This is a genomic window from Bradyrhizobium sp. SZCCHNR1002 (assembly GCF_032381435.1).
Lineage (GTDB): Bacteria > Pseudomonadota > Alphaproteobacteria > Rhizobiales > Xanthobacteraceae > Bradyrhizobium > Bradyrhizobium aeschynomenes.
Genome location: NZ_JAUHIS010000008.1, coordinates 92,719 through 112,013 on the forward strand (window position 1 = coordinate 92,719; position 19,295 = coordinate 112,013).

Here is a 19,295-nt window from a genome sequence, read left to right on the forward strand (position 1 = left end):
GTCGGGCTTTTTGTTTGGGGCGCTGGTCGAAGCGCGCAAGCGTGCCCCCTGGTTGCTCCGTCCATTTGTTGTCACCGCGCGTGGGTTGGAGTTTTGACACTGCGTGTCTCCGCGAAATCGGTGTCGTCCCCGCGAAAGCGGGGACCCATAGCCACCGGCTCCTGCGAGAGAGCGCGCTGGAGCTCCAGCCATCGCACCTCTTGCACTTGTTGTGGTTATGGATCCCGGGTCAGCGCCCGGCAACGCTGGCGCGTTGCCAGCCTTGCCCGGGATGACGGTCAATGCTGAGAGGGCGCTCGCAGCAAAGCACTGGCGCTGGCGAGTCTAGGTGGCGGCCTGTGGCTTCAGTCGGATGATCCTGATCGGCCGCAGCAGCAGCGCGTTCAGCTCCGGCATGCGTGCGGCGGGCATGCGGCACGGCGCGGCTTGTTCGGTCCACAGGTCCAGGGACTGCCAGCTGACGCTGAAGATTGCGAGGGCTGCGGCGTCGGTCCGCTCAAGCCTGGCGAGCTGCTCTGGCAACGGTCTCGCGGGATCGTAGTCATCCAGGATGAGCTGAGGTTGAACGGCGGGCGGCAGCGCCCGGTAGCCGGCCTGTTCGATCCAGGCGAGGCCCTGGCTGTCGACGGCGCAGCAAAACGGCATGCCGCCGAAGCCGCCACCGCGCAGCCCGGTCTCGATCCACCAATCGTTCTGCCAGTTCTCATAGCCAAACAGCATGCCCTCTAGCCGCTCGAAATACTCGTTCCAGCCGCCGTTGGCTCTCGACGCAGCCTCCCACACGAGTTTCATCGCGGGAATGCGCCACTCCTCACTCTTGGCGGTGAAGTAGACGCGCCTCGTCCCCTGATGGCTGCCCGCCTTGGTCGGCTCATCGCCGAACGGCTCAAGCTCGACCTCCTTGTGCAGCAGGCCGGCCGCGACCCAGTGGTCGAAGCGATGCTCGCCGGGAAAGCTCATCGGTGGGTAAGGCTCGGCGAAACGCGCCAGCTTCTTCCGGCCGTCGAGCAGCAGCGGCAGCTCGTAGCCGGTATGGATCAGATAGGGCGCGGTCTGAATCGGCCGGACGCGATCGACGATGAATTCGCGATCGGGAAAGTCGAGCGCATCCCAGTCGAGGCTGATCCCGAAGGCCTCGCAGAGGTTCAGTGCCTCGGCGTCATCGAGCTGGAAGCCCATCCGCTCGAGTTCCGCTTCGCTGCCAGCACCGACCAGGCGGCAGAGCCGCGCCAGATCGGTGACCTCGAAGCGGGCCTGCAGCACCGGGCACCATTGCTCGCGGTCGAACAGGGACAGCAGAAACAGGTCAGGTGCGGAGGGCGCGGTCATGACGTCAAAGCGTCGCAGGGCGGTTGCGCCAGCGCCAAGGAGTTTGTGGCGCTCGGTGGGGTGGCGGGAAGCCGGCTACGTCCGCTTCGTCGACCGCTTGCGGCGCGCCGCCAGCCGTGCGTGCCGCAGGGAACGAGGGAGGCGATCCGCGCCGTCACTCCACCACGATCTTCACCCGGTCGCGAACCTTGACCTGCGCGCGGGCATCGAGCCCGTTCAGCACGCGGAAGCGTTCGATTGGGCGGTCGACGCCGGTCATGCGGTGAGCGAGGGACTCCACCGTGTCGCCGGGCTGCACGGTGATGACCTTGATGCGCAGCGGCCGGGCGGACTGGATCTCTTCCAGGCTGAGGCGGCGGAACGAATTGACGGTCTCGCGCGCGTTGCGCTCGCTCTCGGTGGTCTTCTGGCGCGAGGCGAAGATGAAGCGGTAGACGTCGCTGCCAACGCGCAGCGCGTAGACCTTGAACTGCCAGGGATCGCCGCTCGCCGTCGTCGCAGCCGCCGGGAAGCCATTGATGGTGAGCTCCTCGGTCGCCGACTTGTCGACGTTCTCCATCCAGCCCGAATTGAGATAGTCGCCGAGCGTCTGGCGGGCGGGCACGCGCACCACGTCGAAGCGCATCGCCTGGGCGCCACCCTCGCGCACGCCGATGACGGCCTGCGCGGTGTTGTCGAGCGTGAAATTCTCCGGCGCCTGGAACGTGAAGCCGAGCTTCGGGTGCAGGAAGCGCCGGCCGCGCACGAAACCCTCGCTCGGGTCCTCGCCGTAGACGATGTTGTCGACGGCCGCGAGATAGGTCTCGCGATCATGCTCCCGCGCTTCCGGCGAGACGTACTGCTTGGCGATCGCCGCGGCGTTCTGCACCCGCTCCGGCGTCGCCGGATGCGACGACAGGAAGTCCTGCGCCCGCGGGTCGAGCGCGACCTTGCCGGCCTTCAGCTCGGCGTTGCGCTCCATCGAGGACAGGAAACGCGCGGCGCCGTACGGGTCGAACTTGGCCTTGGCCGAGATGCCGACGCCGATGCCGTCGGCCTCGAACTCCTGGGTGCGCGAAAAGCTGGCCATCGTCATCTTGGTCTTGGCCAGTGCCAGCGCGGTCAGGTCGGGATCGTTGCCCATGTCGGAGACGACGCGCGTCACCACGGCGGCCTGGCGTGCCTGGTCCTCGCGGATCGCGGCGTGCCGCGCCAGCACATGCGCCATCTCGTGGCTCAGCACCGACGACAATTCCGAGGTGTCGTTCGCCAGCGCGATCAGGCCGCGCGTGACGTAGAGCTGACCCGTCGGCAGCGCAAAGGCGTTGACCGCGCCGGAGTTCAGGATCGTGACCTTGTAGCCCTGGTCCGGACGATCGGACGCCGCGACCAGCCGGTCGACGATCTTTCCGATCAGTCCTTCGAGCTGGGGGTCCTCATAGGCGCCGCCATAGGTTGCAAGGATGCGCTCGTGCTCGCGGTCGCTGGCCGGGGTGGTCTGCACCATCGCCGGCTTCGGTCGCGGCGTCGGCATCGGCGCCGTCGCCTGCTGCAACTTGCCCATGTCGCTGCAACCAGCCAGAGCCAGCCCCAGGCACAGCAAGGCCGGTGCGATCCGCGAACCGCAGTTCATCGCCGTCATGCGCCTTCGAACAGACAGGTTCACGTCGCTACTCACGTACCACCGCGGTCAATTTCCGCTCAAAATCTCGATCTGCGCGATCTGCGTCAGTTCCAGTCTCGGACCCGCATGCGCCTCGATCCAACCGCGCACGCGAATCTGTCGATTCGCAAGTGATTTGACGTCGATGCCGGCACCTTCCAATACCGCGATCATACGCTTTGGAATAATCACAGCGAAGCCCCGTGTCCAGCTACGAGCGAAGTTCAGATAAGTTGTTGTCCCTGTCTGTCGTACGGACAACACCTTCCCTTCGACAACCGTAAATAGCCCAACGCCAGCCAAAATATCGTCTGGACTTTCCGCGTTTTTTATGACGGTCCCCGTCTTCCAGACGCCACGCCGCGACGTGCGCGCGTCGGCCTCCGCCGCGCCCAGGTTGAGGGCACAATCGCGGTCCGGCAGGTCGATGCCGCGAAGGACGAGGCCCTGCCGGAGCAGCTCGCTCTGCACCGGCTGGTCACCCCCGGGCACGAAGGCAAAGGCCCGCTGCCGGCCGTAGCGGTCGGGGGCATCGTCCTCACCGCGGAGCACGACGTCGCGGCCGCGCAGCAGCGTGCCGAGCGCCTCCATCGCCGCTGCGCTCTGCTCCGGCGGCGCCTCGATGCCGGCGAGCCTGACCTCGCGGCCGTCGCTGAGGCGGACGCTGCGCGCGTCGACGATCTCGCCGACATGCCCTTCGCCGAGCTCGGCGAGCACGCAGGATGCGGCATGGCTCGTCGGCGCAGTCGCGCAGGTCGCGAGCAGCATCAGGCAGAGCCGATGGAGCGAGTGTCTGCAGTCGATCTTGCGTGCACGCGTCATGCTGCATCATCGCACGAAATGTCCATTCCACTCAGCGGAAAACAGCAGCGTGCAACGCCTGTTGCAGGCGCTTGCCGCTGACGTGCGCGTGCGCCATGATGCGAACTATCAACGAGGCCGTCGCCATGTAGCGGCGTTGCCCGGCAGGGAGGTAATCGATGAGCAGGTCCATCTGTGGCGCAGCGGCGTCGCTGTTCATGCTGGCTTCAGCGCTCACGCTGTCCGCGACCGCAGCCCATGCGCAGAGCAAGCCGCCACTGAAGATCGGCGGCATCCTCGACATGTCCAGCCTCTACGCCGACATCACCGGGCCCGGCAGCGAGGCCGCCGCGAAGATGGCGGTGGAGGATTTCGGCGGCGAGGTGCTGGGGCGCAAGATCGAGGTGATCGCGGCCGACCATCTCAACAAGGCCGATCTCGCCGCCAACATCGCCCGCGACATGCTCGACAACCAGGGCGTCGAGATGATCTGGGACGTCGCGGCCTCCGCCACCGCGCTCGCGGCCGGCGAGATCGCGAAGGCGCGCAACAAGATCGTCATCTTCAACGGTCCGGGCTCTGTTCGGCTGACCAACGAGGCGTGCGGGCCCTACACGGTGCACTACGTGTTCGATACGTTCGCACAGGCCAACGTCACGGGCCTTGCCGCGGTGAAATCCGGGCTCGATAGCTGGTTCTTCCTCACCGCCGATTACGCGTTCGGCCAGGATCTGGAGAAGGACACCACCAATGTCGTCGTGAAGTCGGGCGGCAAGGTGCTCGGCAGCGTGCGCCATCCGCTCAACACTTCGGACTTCTCGTCCTTCCTGCTGCAGGCGCAGGCGTCCAAGGCCAAGGTGGTCGGTCTCGCCAATGCCGGCGGCGACACCATCAATGCGATCAAGCAGGCCGCCGAGTTCGGTCTCACCAAGAGCGGACAGAAGCTCTCGCCGCTGCTCGCCTTCGTCTCCGATATCGACAGCGTCGGACTGGAGACTGCGCAGGGGCTGCTCGTCGCGGAAGCGTTCTACTGGGATCTCAACGACGACACGCGCGCCTTCACCAAGCGCTTCATGGAGCGCACCAAGCGCGTGCCGACCTCGGCGCAGGCCGGCGTCTACTCCTCCGTGACGCACTATCTCAAGGCCGTGAAGGCCGCCGGCACGACCGATGCGGACGCCGTCATGAAGCTGATGCGGTCGACCCCGATCAACGACATGTTCGCCAAGGGCGGCCGCATCCGCGAGGACGGCCGCATGGTGCACGACATGTATCTGTTCGAGGTCAAGAAACCGTCGGAGTCGAAGGGCAAGTCCGACGACTACAAGCTGCTGGCGACGGTGACCGGCAATGACGCGTTCCAGTCCCTGGAGGCCTCGCGCTGTCCGCTGGTGAAGAAGTGACGGTTGAAAGGCCGCAGCGCGGACGCGCCCTCGGCCTCCGTCGTTCCGGGGCAACGCGCAGCGTTGAACCCGGAACCTCGATGTGAGTCCATCATCGCCAGATTCCGGGTTCGACGCTGGGGCGTCGCCCCGGAATGACATCAAGCATCGACGAACAAGGAGTCCCGGCCATGACCACCAACACGACGGTTCTGCAGCATCTCGACTCCGGCCTGCTCACGATCACGATGAACCGCCCGGAGCGGCGCAATGCGCTGAACAGCGATATGACCAAAGGCCTCGTCGAGGCTGCGCAGCGGGCCGCCAATGATCCGGACGTACGTGCGGTGCTGCTGAAGGGCGCCGGCGGCACGTTCTGCGTCGGCGGCGACGTCAAGGCGATGGCGGAAGCCAAGACGGCGCCGTCGTTCGAGACCAAGGTTACGACACTGCGCGAGCGCATGGAGGTGTCGCGGCTGCTGCACCAGATGCAGAAGCCGGTGGTGGCGCAGATCGACGGCGCCGCGGCCGGCGCGGGCCTGTCGATCGCGCTTTCCTGCGACCTGCGCGTTGCCGGCGAGTCGGCCAAGATCACCACCGCCTTTGCCAAGGTCGGACTGTCAGGCGATTTTGGCGGCACCTATTTCCTCACCCAGCTGCTCGGAAGCGCCAAGGCGCGCGAGCTCTATCTGACGTCCCCGATCCTGAGCGCGCGCGAGGCACTCGCCCTGGGCATGCTGACGAAGGTCGTGCCCGATGCCGAGGTCGAGGCCTCCACGCGCGAGCTGGCGATGTCGCTGGCGCAGGGGCCGAGCGTCACGCTCGGCTACATCAAGCGCAACATCAACAACGCCGAGACCATGACGCTCGAAGCCTGCTTCGACGCCGAGGCGATGCACCACTCGCGGTGCAGCGACACCGAGGATCACAAGGAGGCGGCGAGGGCCTTCGTCGAGAAGCGCGCGCCGGTGTTTCAGGGACGTTAGCTCCGTACTCCCCGTCATTGCGAGCGAAGCGAAGCAATCCAGGGTTATTGCCTGAGCTCTGGATTGCTTCGCTTCGCTCGCAATGACGACGGTGAGGCCGACGGCTTGCGTCAACAGGTGATACTTCAAAGAGGCCTGCCATGCCATATCTCCACCTGCGCCAGATCTGCCTGGTGGCCCCAGCGCTCGAGCCCGTCGTCTCGGACATCGCGGCGATCATGGGCCTGGAGGTCTGCTATCGCGATCCGCATGTCGGCAAATACGGGCTGGAGAATGCGCTGCTCCCGGTCGGCCCGATCCTGCTCGAGGTGATCGCGCCGACGGTCGAGGGCACCGCGGCGGGACGCTTCCTCGACAAGTCGGGCGGCCGCGGTGGCTACATGGCGATCTTGTCCTGTGATGATCCCGACGGCCGCGCGGCGAGGGCCAATGCGCTCGGCGTGCGCACCGCCAACGTCATCGACCATCCGCCCTATCACGGCGTGCAACTGCATCCCCGCGACTGCCGCGCGGCCTTCATCGAGCTCAACCACACCGAGGGCAGCGACGACGTGCTGGGGCCGTATCCGCCGGCAGGGCCGGACTGGACGCGGGCGATCCGCAGTGATGTCACGACGGCGCTAACGGAGGTCGTGCTGCAAAGTCCCGATCCAACATCGCTCGCCGCGCATTGGGGAAGCATCCTCGATCTGACGCCGACAGCCGAGGATGACGGCGGTTGGCGATTGAGGCTGCCGAATGTCGCAATCCGTGTGACGCCCGGCGAGCGCGAGCTGATGAGCGGCTTGACCTTCCGCGTCACGGATGCAGCGGGCATCATCGACGCCGCGCGTGCGCGCGGCTACGCAGTGTCGGATGTTGGGTTCGAGATGGCGGGCGTGATGTTCACACCGACCACGTAGACTTATGAGTCGAGTCTCAGCTCTCGCGCAGTCGACGCTGCGCTCCCTCTCCCCGTTCTTACGGGGAGAGGGTTGGGGTGAGGGGCAGCCGCACGGGAGGTGCTGATGGTGAAACCTGTATCCCCTCACCTGGATGGCATCCGTCGATGCCATCCGACCTCTCCCCGCGAGAGCGGCAGGGCTATCGCATAGGAAAATACGGCTGTCGCGACAAACAATCCCGACTGTTAGTTACTCCGTCATGCCCGGGACAAGCCCGGGCATGACGATGTGGAGATATACGAACGCGCCACTCCCATCGCAAAATGCGATAGCCCTGGCGGGGCGAGGTGCACTGCGCGCGCCGCAACAGACTACGCGATAGCGTAACCGCTCACCGTCCCTTGAAATTCGCGAAGCGGCGCTCCTCGGTGGCCTTCACGCCTTCCTTGAAGTCCTCCGTCGCGCGCAGTCTTGTCTGCTCCGCGAGCTCGTGCTCGGTCGCGGCCATCACGCGGTCGGCGAGGCCGGCGCGCATCGTGGCGCGGGTCGAAAGCAGGCCGAGCGGCGAGCATTCGGCGATTTCTGAGGCGAGCTTCATTGCAGCGGTGCGCACCTGGTCCTGCGGCACGCATTCATTGGCGAGGCCGATCTTGTAGGCCTCCTCGCCGGTGACGCGGCGGCTGGTGTAGAACATCAGCTCGGCGTTGTTCTTGCCGATCAGCTCCGGCAAGGTCACCGTCAGGCCGAAGCCCGGATGGAAGCCGAGCTTGGTGAAGTTGGCGGAAAAGCGCGCCTCCGGGCAGGTGACGCGGAAATCGGCCGACACCGCGAGCCCGAGTCCGCCGCCGATCGCGGCGCCATGGACGGCGGCAACGACCGGCTTCTTGCAGCGGAAGATCCGCACCGCCTGCATGTAGAGATGGTTGATCGGCCCGAGGCTGTCGGCCGGATCGCCTTTGGCGCTTGCGGCTTCCTGGGCCTGCCGCGCCGGGTCGCCGAAATTGGCGCCGGCGCAGAACGCCTTGCCCTGCGCGGCGAGCACAGAGGCGCGGATCTCGATGTCGCGATCGAAGCCTTCGAGCGCATCCGCGATCTGGTTGATCAGTGAAATGTCGAAGAAATTGAGCGGCGGCCGACGGATCTCGATCAGGCCGACATGGCCATGGATCTCGACGCCGATGTCAGGGAAGTGGGTCATGTGGGTCTCCGATGAGCGTCTCAATGATTTCGCGCTGCGTTTGTGACCAGGCTGCCGCGCAGTCGCCGGTCTGCTCCCTCTCCCCGTTCTTCACGGGGAGAGGATGGGGTGAGGGGCAGACGCACGGGAAGTGTCCGTGGTGAGACCTGTACCCCCTCACCCGGATTGCATCTGACGATGCAATCCGACCTCTCCCAGCAAGCGGGGAGAGGTAAGAAGCACCATCACCTCAGTCCCAGCCCGCGCGCGATGATGCCGCGCAGCACCTCCGTGGTGCCGCCTTGGATGGTCAACTTCGGCGCGGTGCGGATGGCGAAGGTCAGCTGGTTCTCCAGGGTCTCGCGATTGCCGGCGTCCTCCTCGACGAAGGCGGCGAGATCGCGGACACGATGCGGCAGCTGCTGCTCCCACACTGTGCCGACGTCCTTGACGATCGAGGCCTCGACCACCGGCTCCTTGCCGGCGTGCAACATGCCGGCGACCGACACCGACATGCGCCGCATCGCATGCAGCTGCGCCACCAGGCGCCCGATGCCCTCGGCGCTGCGCGTGTCGGGATCGGGACCGACCGCGCGCACCAGCTCGGTCAGCACGTAATAGGTCTCCAGGAAGCGCTCCGGTCCGGAGCGTTCATAGGCGAGCTCGGACGTCGCCTGCTTCCAGGCGCCGTCGATCTCGCCGAGCTGATGATCGTCCGGCACGAAGGCGTCGGTGAAGACGACCTCGTTGAATTCCTTCTGCCCGGTGATCTGCGGAATCGGATTCACCTTGATGCCCGGCGATTTCATGTTCACCAGGAACTGTGTCAGGCCGTGCCGCCGGTTCTCCTTGGTGGCCGGCGACGTGCGAAAGATCGCAATCATATAGTCGGCCATGTGCGCCGACGTCGTCCAGATCTTGGAGCCGTTGATCAGCCAGCCGCCCTCGGTCTTGGTCGCCCGCGTCTTGGCCGCGAACAGGTCGGAGCCGGAATTCGGCTCGCTCATGCCGATCGCGAAGCACAGCTCGCCACGGCAGATGCGCGGCAGGATGTCCATCTTGATGTGCTCGGGCGCGTAGCGCAGCAGGATCGGGCCGCTCTGGCGGTCGGCGACGAAGAAGCGGCGCACGGGCGCGTTGGCAACGCGCATCTCCTCGGTCACGACATAGCGCTCCAGGAAGGTGCGCTCGTGGCCGCCATATTTCTTCGGCCAGGTCATGCCGATCCAGCCACGCTCGCCGACCCGCCGCGAGAACTCACGGGCATCGGCGTCCTCGCGCAACGGCTGGAACGGATTGAAGGTGCCGGCGGCGATCTCCTCGGCGAGGAACGCGCGCACCTCCTTGCGCAGCTCCTCGCATTCCCCAGGCAGGCGGATCGGATCGAAACGGAGCGCGGTCATGGGCTATCCTTCTCGTGCAGCTCTCAGCGTGAGGCGACCAGCGGCCACAATTCGTCGGCGCCGCGGGCGGCGACGCGTTGGCCGAGGGCCACGGCCCAATGGCTCTCGGAGCCGAAATCGTCGCGCCAGGCGAGCGCCCGCAAGGAGAAGCGGTGCAGGATGTGCTCGGTGGTGAAGCCGATCGCGCCATGCACCTGATGGGCGATCGCCGCGCCCCTCTCGGCGGCTTCGGCGCAGCGGATCTTGGCTGATGCAGCTTCGAGGAATATCGCGTCGTCAAACGCCTCTCCGCGCGCGATCGCATCCGCGGCGGAGGTCGCGGCAGCGCTCGCCGCAGCGCTCTCGCCGGCGAGGCGCGCGAGATTGTGCTGCACCGCCTGGAATTTGCCGATCGGCTTTTCGAAGGCGACGCGCTCGCCGGCATAGCGGACGCTGATCTCCAGCAACGCATCCAGCGCGCCCGCGATCTGCAGGCCCCGCACGACGCCGCCCATCAGCATCAGGCGGTCCTGATCGAAGCCGGCCGGCGCGCGCTTCATCGCCACGGGTGCGACCTTGTCGAAGGTGACGGTGTCGCTGGGATCGTTGGCGAGCGACAGGCCGGCATCGATGCGCAGCCCGGCCGCTTCGACCAGGGCAATCGAGACGTCGTCTCCGTCATGCGCGACCACGGCCACATGCCTTGCATTCTTCGCGAACGGCACGCCGCGGGCGCGGCCGGACAGCGTGCCGTCGGCGTTGCGCGTGATCCGGTCGTTCGGGCGCGCCGGCGCGATCGTCATGACGCCGTCAGGCGAAGCGATCCCGCTTTGCTGCAGCAGCCAGCCGGCCAGCAGCGTCTCGGCGAGCGGCACCGCCACTGCGAAGCGACCGGCGGAATTGATCACGGCGAAGCCGTCGGCGAGATCGACGCCGGCGCCGCCGAGCTCCTCGGCGACCCAGGCCAGCGGCAGACCGGCCTCGCTCAGGGCCCGCCACAGCGGCGCCGCCCAGCGTCCGTCCTTGTCATGATTGATCGTCTGCGGGTCGGCGAGATCGGCGAAGATCTTCTCCGCGGTCGCAACCACGATGTTGTCAGCGTCCGCCACGGCGTTCCTCGTGCTGATTGTTCTGCCGCACGGCGTCGCAATTGCGCGCCGCGCCGGATGTTTGCGTCGCATGATGAGCGCAGTCACGGGTCCTGACAAGCGCTGCGCATCGCAGGGCGCCGTCCGTTCGCCGCATGGACCCGGCGATTTCCGCAGCGCGGAGATTGCTTGGATCTTTCAGTCGCGATGGTCTGATCCCTTTGTTTGAACGTGATCTTTTCGGAAAACCGGTTTCCACTTTTCCGGATCATGCTCTAAGAAGCAACGATCTGAGAATGAGACGCGGGAAAGCAGGGAGAAGCGGAATGGCGGTGGAAGGTCTGTGCGCGATCGTGACGGGTTCGGCCTCCGGCCTGGGTGCCGCGACTGCACTGCTGCTGGCCAAGGCCGGCATGCGCATCGTCGTGAACTATTCCAACAGCAAGACGGAGGCCGAGCAGACGGCCGATCTCTGCCGCAAGGAAGGCGCGGACATCGTGGTCGTGCAGGGCGACGTGTCGCGCGACGAGGATTGCAAGAGGATCGTCGCGGCCGCGGCGCCATGGGGGCGTCTCGACGTGCTCGTCAACAATGCCGGCACCACCAAGCACGTCCCGCATGCGGAGCTCGATGCCCTGTCGGCCGAGGATTTTCAGCGCATCTTCGCCGTCAACACCATCGGACCGTTCCAGATGGTGCGTGCGGCGCGGCCGTTGCTCGAAGCCGCTGCCAAGCAGACCGAACGCGCATCCGCCGTCGTCAACGTGTCGTCGGTGGCCGGCATCAGCGGCGTCGGCTCGTCGATCGCCTACGCCGCGAGCAAGGGGGCGCTGAACACCATGACCCTGTCGCTGTCGCGCGCGCTGGCGCCTGCGATCCGCGTCAACACGGTATGCCCCGGCTATATCGATACGCCCTGGTTTACCAAGGGTCGCGGCGAGGCCGGCGCCAAGCAGGTCCGCGACGCCGTGGTGGCGCGGGTGCCGCTGCGTACGGCGTCATCGGCCGAGGACATCGCGCAACTGGTCGTCTTCCTGGCCAGCCCCGCATCCGGGCAGATGACCGGCGAGGTCGTGCGCATGGATGCGGGGATGCATCTGCTGGGATGAGATCGCCGTTATTGTGAGACCTGCAAACGACGACGCAATCCAGACCTCATCTGTAGGCCATGGATTGCGTCGCGGCGCTCGCAATGGGGTGAAGGCTGCTACCGGTTGAAGTCGCGGATCGTGCCGCTGGCGACGAGCCGGTTCCAGATGAACAGCACCGCCACCGCGCCGATCGTGGCGGTGATGAAGCCGGCGCCCTGGTTCGGACCGTAGTGTCCGATGGCCTGTCCGATCGCGGTGGCGAGGAAGGCGCCGACGATGCCGAGCACGGTGGTCAGGATGAAGCCTGAGGGATTGTTCGGCCCGGGTGACAGCAGCCGCGCCAGCAGGCCGGCGACGAAGCCAACGATCAAAATGTAAATCATGAGATCATCCTTGCCTGAAGGTCGCGCTCAGATCCGGCCCGAGAGCTCGTGCTCGGTCGGCAGCCGCCCGTCCGGCGTCAGCTGGTCGATCACCTTCGGCAGATACTGGCTCAGCCCGCTGAGCAGCTCATCGCGCGACAGGCCGCTCTGCGCGGTGAGCTGATCGATCTGGTCGGCGCCGAGCGCGTTGGCGAGATCACCCGGCGAGATCGGCTTGTTCTCGCCGGGACTCACCCACGAGTTCGCCGTGTCGCCATGGCCCTTCTCCTGGAACTGGCGCAGGAGATCGCCGAGTCCGCCGGACAGCACGCTGCCGGCTGCGCCGCCTGCGAGCAGGCCGCCGAGACCGCCGGCGATGATGTTGCCCAGGCCGCCACCGAGCGCGCCGCCGAGCGGCCCGCCTTGTTGGCCGGTCGGCTGGGGCGGCGGAACTGGCGCTGGAGCTGCATTCGGCTGCCGGCTGCCTTGCGAGAAGTGCTTCACGGCTTTCCAGGCCAGCAGCGCGAGGATCGCCATCGTCATCGGCGACATGCCGTCGTTCTTCTGTGTCGTCGGATGACTGGGCCCGTTCGGGCCGTTCTGCATGCCGTTGAGAATGTCGAGTAGACCCATGACCTGCCTCCTGCGCCCCACGCGCGTAAAGCTATGGCGTTGCTCGGATCGTTACAAGCGGAGGCCAGACGCCGCAGACGGGGGGAATGCATGCATACGCCATCGCGGCCGCCGCTGTCGGAACTCCGCGTGCGCATCATGTTGTGGCGTGGCGCAGATGACGGCGCGATGAACGGGAGCGGGCAGGCGCACGCCGCCGTCGCAGGCGGCCGGTGTCCGTTCTTCGTGTCAGTTCTTGGCGTCAGTTCTTGGCGTCGGCGCGTTTCGGCGACTTCGCGGCTGGTCCCGCCGCCGTCTGGCTTGGGCCGGTGAACATCCGCTTCAGCTCATCGAGCTTTTCGGACAGGACTGGAAAATTGCACGAGAACGAATCGCGCCTGCCGCCATCCTTGGCGCAGTGGGCCGCCTTGATCCGGGCGCGCGCCTCGGCGGTGGCGCCGGGCGGCACCTGGCCGGGCTGCGCTGCCGCAGCAGGCGGCTTGCTCGGCCGGGGCAGCGGTGGCGGCGCCGGCATCGCCGGCTTGGGCGGCTCGATCGCGGCGCGCGCCGTCATGTCCCTGAGCGAGGTCGACTGCAGGCCCTGCGGCTGCGGCCGCGGCATCATGGCCGAGCTCATATTGGCGTGGCGCTGCCGCTCGAGATATTGCGTGTATTGCTGATCGATGAACTTCTGCTCTTCCGGCGTCGGATTGGGACCGGCGATGTCGAAGCTGCGGTCCTGCATGAAGTCGTAATAGACATAGCCGCCGCCCGGCTTCCGTCTCCCGGCAAATTTGGCGTTGCATTGCGCCATCGCCGCAGTCTTCTCTTCCTTCGTGGCGGATTTCTCCGCCGCGTCGGCGCATTCCTCGAAATCAGTCGGGGAGCGGCTCCACCACTCCGCATGCGCGCGTTGTAGTTGAATGGCCGACACGCAGCTGATGGCAGCAAAGACCAATACTGGCAGTTGGGGTCGGTACACGAACGGCAATCCTCAGCGTCTCCTCGCCTCAGATGACCGCAGATTGTCGCCAATTTGCGGCGGTGTGTGACTCCTATGCTGCGCAATTTTCGACTTTGTTCGTTCAACGCCCGGGTTCCGTGATCCCATTGCCACAGTCGGGCCGGCTTTGGCGGCTTGGCGGTGCGCGAATCGCGCCTTGCTGTGGCGTCCGGACGATAGGCTGTGGCCTTCGCGTGATGACGGGCATCATTCTACCATTTTCGTCCCGTCGAGGTTGACGAATCTAATCTTGACGTTGGCAAGATCATCGTTGACGCAGGCGGGGCGATGCCGTTATGCTTTATCTTGACATTGGAAAGATGGCGGCGCGCTTGGCGCGGAGGAGGCAGGTATGAAGGTGTTCCTGACGGTCAAGCTGGCGCTGCTGCCCTTCGTGGTGTTCTGGGCCTTGCTCGGCTGGCATCAGCCGAGCTGGGCGGTGTGGTCCGCGCTCGCGCTGTCTCTCGCCGGCAATCTGTGGCGCGCGACACGGTCGGAGCTCGCGTTGCTCGAGCTCGGCAGCCTCGCGCTGTTCGTCCTGCTGGCCATCGCCAACGATGTCGCGCCGGGCTGGACCGCGATCAACTCGCTGTGGCTGTCTTTCGCGGCGCTCGGTGTGATCAGCTTCGGCTCGCTCGCCGTCGGCCGGCCCTGGACGGCCGACTATTCCCGCGGGAGCTATGCAGACAGCGCGTCGACACCGCAATTCCAGCTGATCAACATGTTGATGACGGGGCTGTGGGGCGTCTTGTTCCTGGTGCTCGGCCTCTGCCGCTGGGCCGGCGTGTCATCCTGGGTCACGACTGCGATCGTCGTCGGCGGAGCGCTCGTCTCGATCTTTGGCCCGCGCTTCGCCATCCGGCAGGCCTTGCAGCGGATCCGGGCGTCCCGCGAGGATCATCATTGGCCGGCGCCGGACTTCTCCGGTGCCGCGAGCGCCGATTGCGACGTCGCGGTGATCGGTGCCGGCATCGGCGGTCTTACCGCCGCGGCGCTGCTTGCCGAATCCGGACTGAAGGTGAAGGTGTTCGACCACCACGTCGTGCCCGGCGGCTTCTGCCACAGCTATCTGCGCAAGGCGCATCACGACAACAAGCCGGTGCTGTACCGCTTCGATGCCGGACCGCATGATTTCTCCGGCGTCTGGCCCGGCGGCCCGGTCGACAGCGTGCTGCGCCGGCTCGGTGTCGCCGATCGCATCCAATGGAAGCGCGTCACCCATTCCTACCGGCTTTCCGGCCGCCGCATCGACGTGCCCGAGGATTGGCGCGCCTATGTCCGGCTGCTCTGCGAGGCGTTTCCTGCCAGCGCCGACGGGCTCGTCAAGCTGTTCGATACGATTCATGCGATCTTCCAGAGCATGTATGCGACCGGACAGGGCCGCAGCGGCATTCCCGGGATGCCGGAATCGATCGAGGAGATGCTGGCCTTCCCGCGCAAGCATCCGCAGGCGTTCCGCTGGATGAACCGCCCGTTCGACGAGCTGGTCGCCGCGCATGTCTCCGATCCCGAGCTGATCGCGTATCTCAATGCGCTGTCGGGCTATCTCGGGGACGGCAGCGAGCGGCTGAGCTGTGCGCAGATGGTCCCGATCTTCGGCTACTACTTCAAGGGCGGCTTCTATCCGGTCGGCGGCTCCGGTCACCTCGCCGACATCATGGCCGAGGCGATCACCGCGCGCGGCGGTGAGGTGCATTTGAAGTCCAAGGTCGCGCGGATCCTGGTCGAGCAGGGCCGTGCCGCCGGCGTGGTGCTCGGCAATGGCCGCACGATCCGCGCGCGCGCGGTGGTCTCGAACGCCGATCTCGGCCGGACCTTCACCGAGCTCCTCGGCCCCGACGATCTGCCCTCAGCCTTCCGTGAGCGCACCCGCAGCCTCACGCCGGCGACGTCGTGCTTCTCGGTGCATCTCGGTCTCGACGTCGTGCCGGACATCGCTCCCGCCACGCATCTCGATGCGCCAATGGGCATCGGTCTCGCCGTGATGTCCAAGCTCGATCCGTCGGCGGCGCCCGAAGGCCACGCGACGATGACGATCATCACGCTCGTTCCTCACGACGAGGCCAAGGGCTGGTTTCAGGCCGAGGGCGGCGACGACTGGAAGGCCTGGCGCCGCTCGAAGGATTACGAGGCGCGGAAGCAGCAGCTCGGCGATGCCATGGTCGCCGCTGCCGAGACCGTCATTCCAGGCCTGTCACAGCACATCGTCTATCGCACCGACGCCAGCCCCGTGACCTATGCGCGCTACGACCTCGCCAGCGCCGGCTCGATCTATGGCGTGGCGCGTGCGGGGCGGCTCAAGGGTGCCAAGGCGCCGCTGCGCAACCTCGTCATCGCCGGCGGCGGCAATGCCGGCGCGGGCGTGGAGGCCGTGGTGATCTCGGGTGCGGAGGCGGCCGAGGCGCTGGTGCCCGGGCTGCTGTCGCGCAAGCCGATGGCTGCGGTCAAGCCGCAGCCCGAGCTCGCGGTGGCCTGAAGGAGGGCAGCGCGGAGGGCGGTTTCGGCGAGACGATCGCCTCGTCGCGAGAGCATGACACCGGCCGGCCTGCTCGCCTGCGCAGACGGTGGGGGGCTGGTAGAGCCATTGCGACGGGCCCGGGCGTGCGTCCGTCCGGTCCCCGCCGTCGGAGCGTGCGGATCGAAATACCTCGGGATCGTGCTATGCGTCAGTGCTCGCAGCGCCGAAGTGAGCCCATCCGGCTACGGTGGCTGCGTTGCCCGTCTCGAAGATGGGCAAGACCGGTCGGTGTCGGCATGTTAAGAGGGGACATTCTTGCAGTGACCCTCGGAAATGGGCATGGCCATGGGGTTTATTTTGTCGATGGGCGCGATCCTGCGCCTCTTCGTGATTCTGACGTTGATTTCAGTCTGGTCGGCATCGGCGAGCGCCGAGAAGCGCATCGCGCTGGTGGTGGGCAACTCGAACTATCAGAACGTCACGCCGCTCGGCAATCCACGCAACGATGCCCGGCTGATGGCTGAGACATTGCGCTCGCTCGGCTTCTCGCTCGTCGCTGGCGGCCCGCAGATCGATCTCGACAAGGCGGCCTTCGACGCCGCGCTGCAGAAGTTCGGCAACGCGATCATGGGGGCCGACGTCGCGCTGTTCTACTATGCCGGTCACGGCGTGCAGGTCGCGGGCCGCAATTTCCTGGTGCCCGTGGCGGCGAACCCGACCAAGGAGGCCGACGTCTACCTGCAGATGGTCGACACCAACGTCGTTCTCAGCCAGATGGATGGCGCCGGCACCAAGCTCAACATCGTCGTGCTCGATGCCTGCCGCAACAATCCGTTCGGCGGCCGCGGCTTCCGCGCGACCGGCGGCGGGCTTGCCCAGATGCAGGCCCCCGAAGGCACGCTGATCTCCTATGCCACCCAGCCCGGCAACGTGGCGCTGGATGGCGAAGGCGGCAACAGCCCCTATTCCAGCGCTCTCGCCGCGACCATCCGCAAGCCCGGGCTTGGCCTGTTCGAGGCATTCAACGAAGTCGGACTCGCCGTGAAGAAGTCGACCGGCGGCGCGCAGCAGCCCTGGGTGTCGTCCTCGCCGATCGCTGGCCGATTCTATTTCACTGGCCGATCCGAAGCCGAATCCCCGGCCGCGCCGTCGCAGCCGCCGGTCTCCGCCGCCGATCGCATGCGGGAGGATTTCGAGCTGGCGCAGAAGCTCGGAAAGCGGGAGGTCTGGGAGGCCTTCCTGAAAACCTATCCGGACGGCTTCTATGCGAGCATTGCGCGGTCACGCCTGGACGAGATCAAGTCGAAGGTCGCATTGGCCGCGCCGTCCGAGTCCCTGCCGCCGCCCCCGACACCGCAGCTGCGGTCGATGGCCGGCGTTTGGACGGGCAGCTATTCCTATGCGAATGGCAGCCAAGTCCCCTTCACCTTCAACTTCGGCACGGCTGGTTGTGCCGGACGGGCCGAAGAGGTGAACACGTTTGGCAACCGCAGCGCGCCGAAGCTGTTCGCCAATCTCGCCTGCTCGTCCGCGTCCCTGGTGCCGGGCCAGACCGTCACCATCACCAAGACCTATGACGGCACCGGCGGCGTCTCGCACGCGGTGAGCTATGTCGGCAGGATCTCTGCCGACCTGCGCAGCATCAGCGGACGCTGGTCCCTCAGCGGGGCGAGCGGCACGTTCACGATGTCGCGGTGAGCTACGGCCGCTGGCCGCTCCGAATCCGCGCTTGCAGGACGATTTGTTTGAAGCGATCATCCTCGCGGTATTTGTCGATGTCGACCTCCTGGTCGATCCAGGTCAGTGTGGCCTGGCGGTTGATCTGCAGCGATCGTTCCAACGCTGCATAGAAATCGTCGTCCCGGCCAGCGACCGCATAGAACCAGGCGATGTTCGTAATGAAACTGTCCCGTGGCTGCAGGCTCGGTTCAAGCGCCGCAAAAAGCCGCAGCCCCTCATCGCGCTGCCCATTGTGAATGAGGTAGCCCGCCGTAACGAGTTCGATCTGCCTCGACGTGTCCGGATCGTCGTCACTGAGTTCTGCGGCACGTTTCAGGCTTTCCAGCGCCCGTTGAACCTGCCGGTCGTTCTTTTGCATGATTGCAAGCCGGAAAAGGCTCTCTGCGGTGGGGGCGAGATCCACGGCCTGCTGCATCACCGCCCGGGCGCTGGAGAAGTCGTGAAGCGCCCGGTAGGCTCCCGCGAGACGCGCGAGGAAGTAGGGCTTGACCGTCTTGGGTATCCGCTCCATCGCGCCAAAGAGCAGATCGCGCTCGCGCTCGTAGTCTCGCGCGCGCTCGGCGGCAGCCGCATCGTCATAGATGCTTTGAAAGTCGAAATAGTTCTCCTTGAACGTACCGTATCGCGACCTGTCCAGCGCTTCCTGCGTCGTATAGAGCTCGGCGTCGATACGCTGCAACTTTTCGACCAGCGGGCCGACAGTCGAATCCGACGGTTTCAAGATCACCGCATTGAGTTCGGTGGCGGCATCCTTCTTTTGATTCTTCAGGCGTTCGATCTTCTCTTGATGCTCGGCCTGCCGTTTGCTCAAGGCGGCGTAGTACTTCTCCCAGATCTCCTGAAGGGTCTTCGATAGCGCGACCGATTTCATGTAGTCGGCGAAATCCACGCGGACGGTGATGTCCTTGTCCATCGCCATGGTCTGGAACTTGTGAAGGTATTCCACTTCGACCTGCTTGTCCTGCAGGCCGAGCGCATGGTCGCTCTTGGCGCGCTCCAACTCGAGCTGTGCGGTTCGGTATTGCTGATTGAGCACAAGGGTGATCAGGCCAAGCGCGAACGTGCCGAACAGGAATTTGGCCAGTCCGATGTAGATGTTGAGGCGCTCGAGAGACGGATCCTTCTTGGCGCCGGAAGCCTTGGGCCGAGCGCCGACCTTTTCCAATTTCTCAACCAAAGTCATCAGCGTCTCCACCAGTAACAGTGGCTCAGACACAATAAATCCTGCAATGATTGTATTGTAGCTTCGGTGGCACCGCCGCGCAACCGCGGAACGACGTTGCAACTAAGAAGAAGCCCGGCGCGCTCTCCGCGGCCGACCTGAAATTCGGGACCCGGGTTGCGGCTTGGCGTTCGGG

General features: G+C 65.9%; 17 protein-coding genes. 6 read left to right on the forward strand and 11 right to left on the reverse strand.

Going from position 1 to position 19,295, the window contains the following annotated elements:
• Positions 1-324: 324 nt before the first annotated feature.
• The 4 genes from QX108_RS29720 to QX108_RS29735 form a co-directional block, all read right to left on the reverse strand.
• Complete coding sequence (locus QX108_RS29720) at positions 325-1,329, reverse strand: hypothetical protein (protein WP_315786755.1); 1,005 nt, start codon at positions 1,327-1,329, stop codon at positions 325-327.
• A 154-nt stretch (positions 1,330-1,483) separates the two neighbouring features.
• Positions 1,484-2,950, reverse strand: a complete 1,467-nt coding sequence (locus tag QX108_RS29725; RefSeq protein WP_315786752.1) for a M48 family metalloprotease — start codon at positions 2,948-2,950, stop codon at positions 1,484-1,486.
• A gap of 48 nt (positions 2,951-2,998) precedes the next feature.
• Entirely contained in the window at positions 2,999-3,793 is a 795-nt protein-coding gene (locus tag QX108_RS29730; RefSeq protein ID WP_409998566.1) for a thermonuclease family protein, read from the reverse strand.
• A 31-nt stretch (positions 3,794-3,824) separates the two neighbouring features.
• Positions 3,825-3,965, reverse strand: a complete 141-nt coding sequence (locus QX108_RS29735; protein ID WP_315724002.1) for a hypothetical protein — start codon at positions 3,963-3,965, stop codon at positions 3,825-3,827.
• Positions 3,966-3,990: 25 nt separating this feature from the next.
• Here QX108_RS29735 and QX108_RS29740 point away from each other — a divergent pair, with 25 nt between their 5' ends.
• The 3 genes from QX108_RS29740 to QX108_RS29750 all read left to right on the forward strand — a co-directional run bounded on the left by QX108_RS29740 (position 3,991) and on the right by QX108_RS29750 (position 7,042).
• Positions 3,991-5,175, forward strand: a complete 1,185-nt coding sequence (locus tag QX108_RS29740) for an ABC transporter substrate-binding protein (protein ID WP_315786838.1) — start codon at positions 3,991-3,993, stop codon at positions 5,173-5,175.
• Positions 5,176-5,345: 170 nt separating this feature from the next.
• Positions 5,346-6,140: an enoyl-CoA hydratase gene (locus tag QX108_RS29745; RefSeq protein WP_315786747.1), complete on the forward strand. Its 795-nt coding sequence runs from the start codon at positions 5,346-5,348 to the stop codon at positions 6,138-6,140.
• 140 nt (positions 6,141-6,280) lie between these two features.
• On the forward strand, positions 6,281-7,042 hold the full coding sequence (locus tag QX108_RS29750; RefSeq protein WP_315786744.1) for a hypothetical protein: 762 nt from the start codon (positions 6,281-6,283) through the stop codon (positions 7,040-7,042).
• A gap of 373 nt (positions 7,043-7,415) precedes the next feature.
• Here the strand turns inward: QX108_RS29750 and QX108_RS29755 are convergent, their stop codons facing one another.
• The 3 genes from QX108_RS29755 to QX108_RS29765 all read right to left on the reverse strand — a co-directional run bounded on the left by QX108_RS29755 (position 7,416) and on the right by QX108_RS29765 (position 10,692).
• Positions 7,416-8,222, reverse strand: a complete 807-nt coding sequence (locus QX108_RS29755; RefSeq protein ID WP_315724008.1) for an enoyl-CoA hydratase/isomerase family protein — start codon at positions 8,220-8,222, stop codon at positions 7,416-7,418.
• 224 nt (positions 8,223-8,446) lie between these two features.
• Complete coding sequence (locus QX108_RS29760; RefSeq protein ID WP_172115471.1) at positions 8,447-9,604, reverse strand: acyl-CoA dehydrogenase family protein; 1,158 nt, start codon at positions 9,602-9,604, stop codon at positions 8,447-8,449.
• A 23-nt stretch (positions 9,605-9,627) separates the two neighbouring features.
• Positions 9,628-10,692: an acyl-CoA dehydrogenase family protein gene (locus QX108_RS29765; RefSeq protein WP_315786740.1), complete on the reverse strand. Its 1,065-nt coding sequence runs from the start codon at positions 10,690-10,692 to the stop codon at positions 9,628-9,630.
• A 305-nt stretch (positions 10,693-10,997) separates the two neighbouring features.
• Here QX108_RS29765 and QX108_RS29770 point away from each other — a divergent pair, with 305 nt between their 5' ends.
• Positions 10,998-11,780 carry an SDR family oxidoreductase gene (locus QX108_RS29770; protein ID WP_315786737.1) on the forward strand — a complete coding sequence of 261 codons (783 nt, stop codon included), beginning with the start codon at positions 10,998-11,000 and terminating at the stop codon, positions 11,778-11,780.
• Between the two features lie 98 nt (positions 11,781-11,878).
• Here the strand turns inward: QX108_RS29770 and QX108_RS29775 are convergent, their stop codons facing one another.
• The 3 genes from QX108_RS29775 to QX108_RS29785 form a co-directional block, all read right to left on the reverse strand.
• Complete coding sequence (locus tag QX108_RS29775) at positions 11,879-12,145, reverse strand: GlsB/YeaQ/YmgE family stress response membrane protein (protein ID WP_172115465.1); 267 nt, start codon at positions 12,143-12,145, stop codon at positions 11,879-11,881.
• A gap of 27 nt (positions 12,146-12,172) precedes the next feature.
• A complete protein-coding gene (locus tag QX108_RS29780) occupies positions 12,173-12,757 on the reverse strand; it encodes a YidB family protein (RefSeq protein ID WP_315786734.1) in 585 nt (194 codons plus the stop codon).
• 241 nt (positions 12,758-12,998) lie between these two features.
• The gene (locus QX108_RS29785; protein ID WP_315724018.1) at positions 12,999-13,727 is read right to left on the reverse strand and encodes a hypothetical protein; all 729 of its coding nucleotides are present in this window, start codon (positions 13,725-13,727) and stop codon (positions 12,999-13,001) included.
• 364 nt (positions 13,728-14,091) lie between these two features.
• Between QX108_RS29785 and QX108_RS29790 the strand changes: the two genes are divergently transcribed.
• Together QX108_RS29790 and QX108_RS29795 are read left to right on the forward strand one after the other, a co-directional pair.
• Positions 14,092-16,215: an NAD(P)/FAD-dependent oxidoreductase gene (locus tag QX108_RS29790; RefSeq protein WP_315786730.1), complete on the forward strand. Its 2,124-nt coding sequence runs from the start codon at positions 14,092-14,094 to the stop codon at positions 16,213-16,215.
• A 321-nt stretch (positions 16,216-16,536) separates the two neighbouring features.
• Positions 16,537-17,895, forward strand: coding sequence for a caspase family protein (locus QX108_RS29795; RefSeq protein ID WP_409998567.1), 1,359 nt, complete (start codon positions 16,537-16,539; stop codon positions 17,893-17,895).
• Between the two features lies 1 nt (position 17,896).
• On the opposite strand, the gene QX108_RS29800 is transcribed toward QX108_RS29795, so the two are convergent.
• Positions 17,897-19,120, reverse strand: a complete 1,224-nt coding sequence (locus QX108_RS29800) for a hypothetical protein (protein WP_315786728.1) — start codon at positions 19,118-19,120, stop codon at positions 17,897-17,899.
• Between the last annotated feature and the right edge of the window lie 175 nt (positions 19,121-19,295).

Coding starts and splice junctions, on each gene's coding strand:
- QX108_RS29720 (WP_315786755.1), bottom strand. CDS start 1,329: ATGACCGCGCCCTCCGCACCTGACCTGTTTCTGCTGTCCCTGTTCGAC.
- QX108_RS29725 (WP_315786752.1), bottom strand. CDS start 2,950: ATGACGGCGATGAACTGCGGTTCGCGGATCGCACCGGCCTTGCTGTGC.
- QX108_RS29730 (WP_409998566.1), bottom strand. CDS start 3,793: ATGACGCGTGCACGCAAGATCGACTGCAGACACTCGCTCCATCGGCTC.
- QX108_RS29735 (WP_315724002.1), bottom strand. CDS start 3,965: ATGGACCTGCTCATCGATTACCTCCCTGCCGGGCAACGCCGCTACATG.
- QX108_RS29740 (WP_315786838.1), top strand. CDS start 3,991: ATGCTGGCTTCAGCGCTCACGCTGTCCGCGACCGCAGCCCATGCGCAG.
- QX108_RS29745 (WP_315786747.1), top strand. CDS start 5,346: ATGACCACCAACACGACGGTTCTGCAGCATCTCGACTCCGGCCTGCTC.
- QX108_RS29750 (WP_315786744.1), top strand. CDS start 6,281: ATGCCATATCTCCACCTGCGCCAGATCTGCCTGGTGGCCCCAGCGCTC.
- QX108_RS29755 (WP_315724008.1), bottom strand. CDS start 8,222: ATGACCCACTTCCCTGACATCGGCGTCGAGATCCATGGCCATGTCGGC.
- QX108_RS29760 (WP_172115471.1), bottom strand. CDS start 9,604: ATGACCGCGCTCCGTTTCGATCCGATCCGCCTGCCTGGGGAATGCGAG.
- QX108_RS29770 (WP_315786737.1), top strand. CDS start 10,998: ATGGCGGTGGAAGGTCTGTGCGCGATCGTGACGGGTTCGGCCTCCGGC.
- QX108_RS29775 (WP_172115465.1), bottom strand. CDS start 12,145: ATGATTTACATTTTGATCGTTGGCTTCGTCGCCGGCCTGCTGGCGCGG.
- QX108_RS29780 (WP_315786734.1), bottom strand. CDS start 12,757: ATGGGTCTACTCGACATTCTCAACGGCATGCAGAACGGCCCGAACGGG.
- QX108_RS29790 (WP_315786730.1), top strand. CDS start 14,092: ATGAAGGTGTTCCTGACGGTCAAGCTGGCGCTGCTGCCCTTCGTGGTG.
- QX108_RS29795 (WP_409998567.1), top strand. CDS start 16,537: ATGGCCATGGGGTTTATTTTGTCGATGGGCGCGATCCTGCGCCTCTTC.
- QX108_RS29800 (WP_315786728.1), bottom strand. CDS start 19,120: ATGACTTTGGTTGAGAAATTGGAAAAGGTCGGCGCTCGGCCCAAGGCT.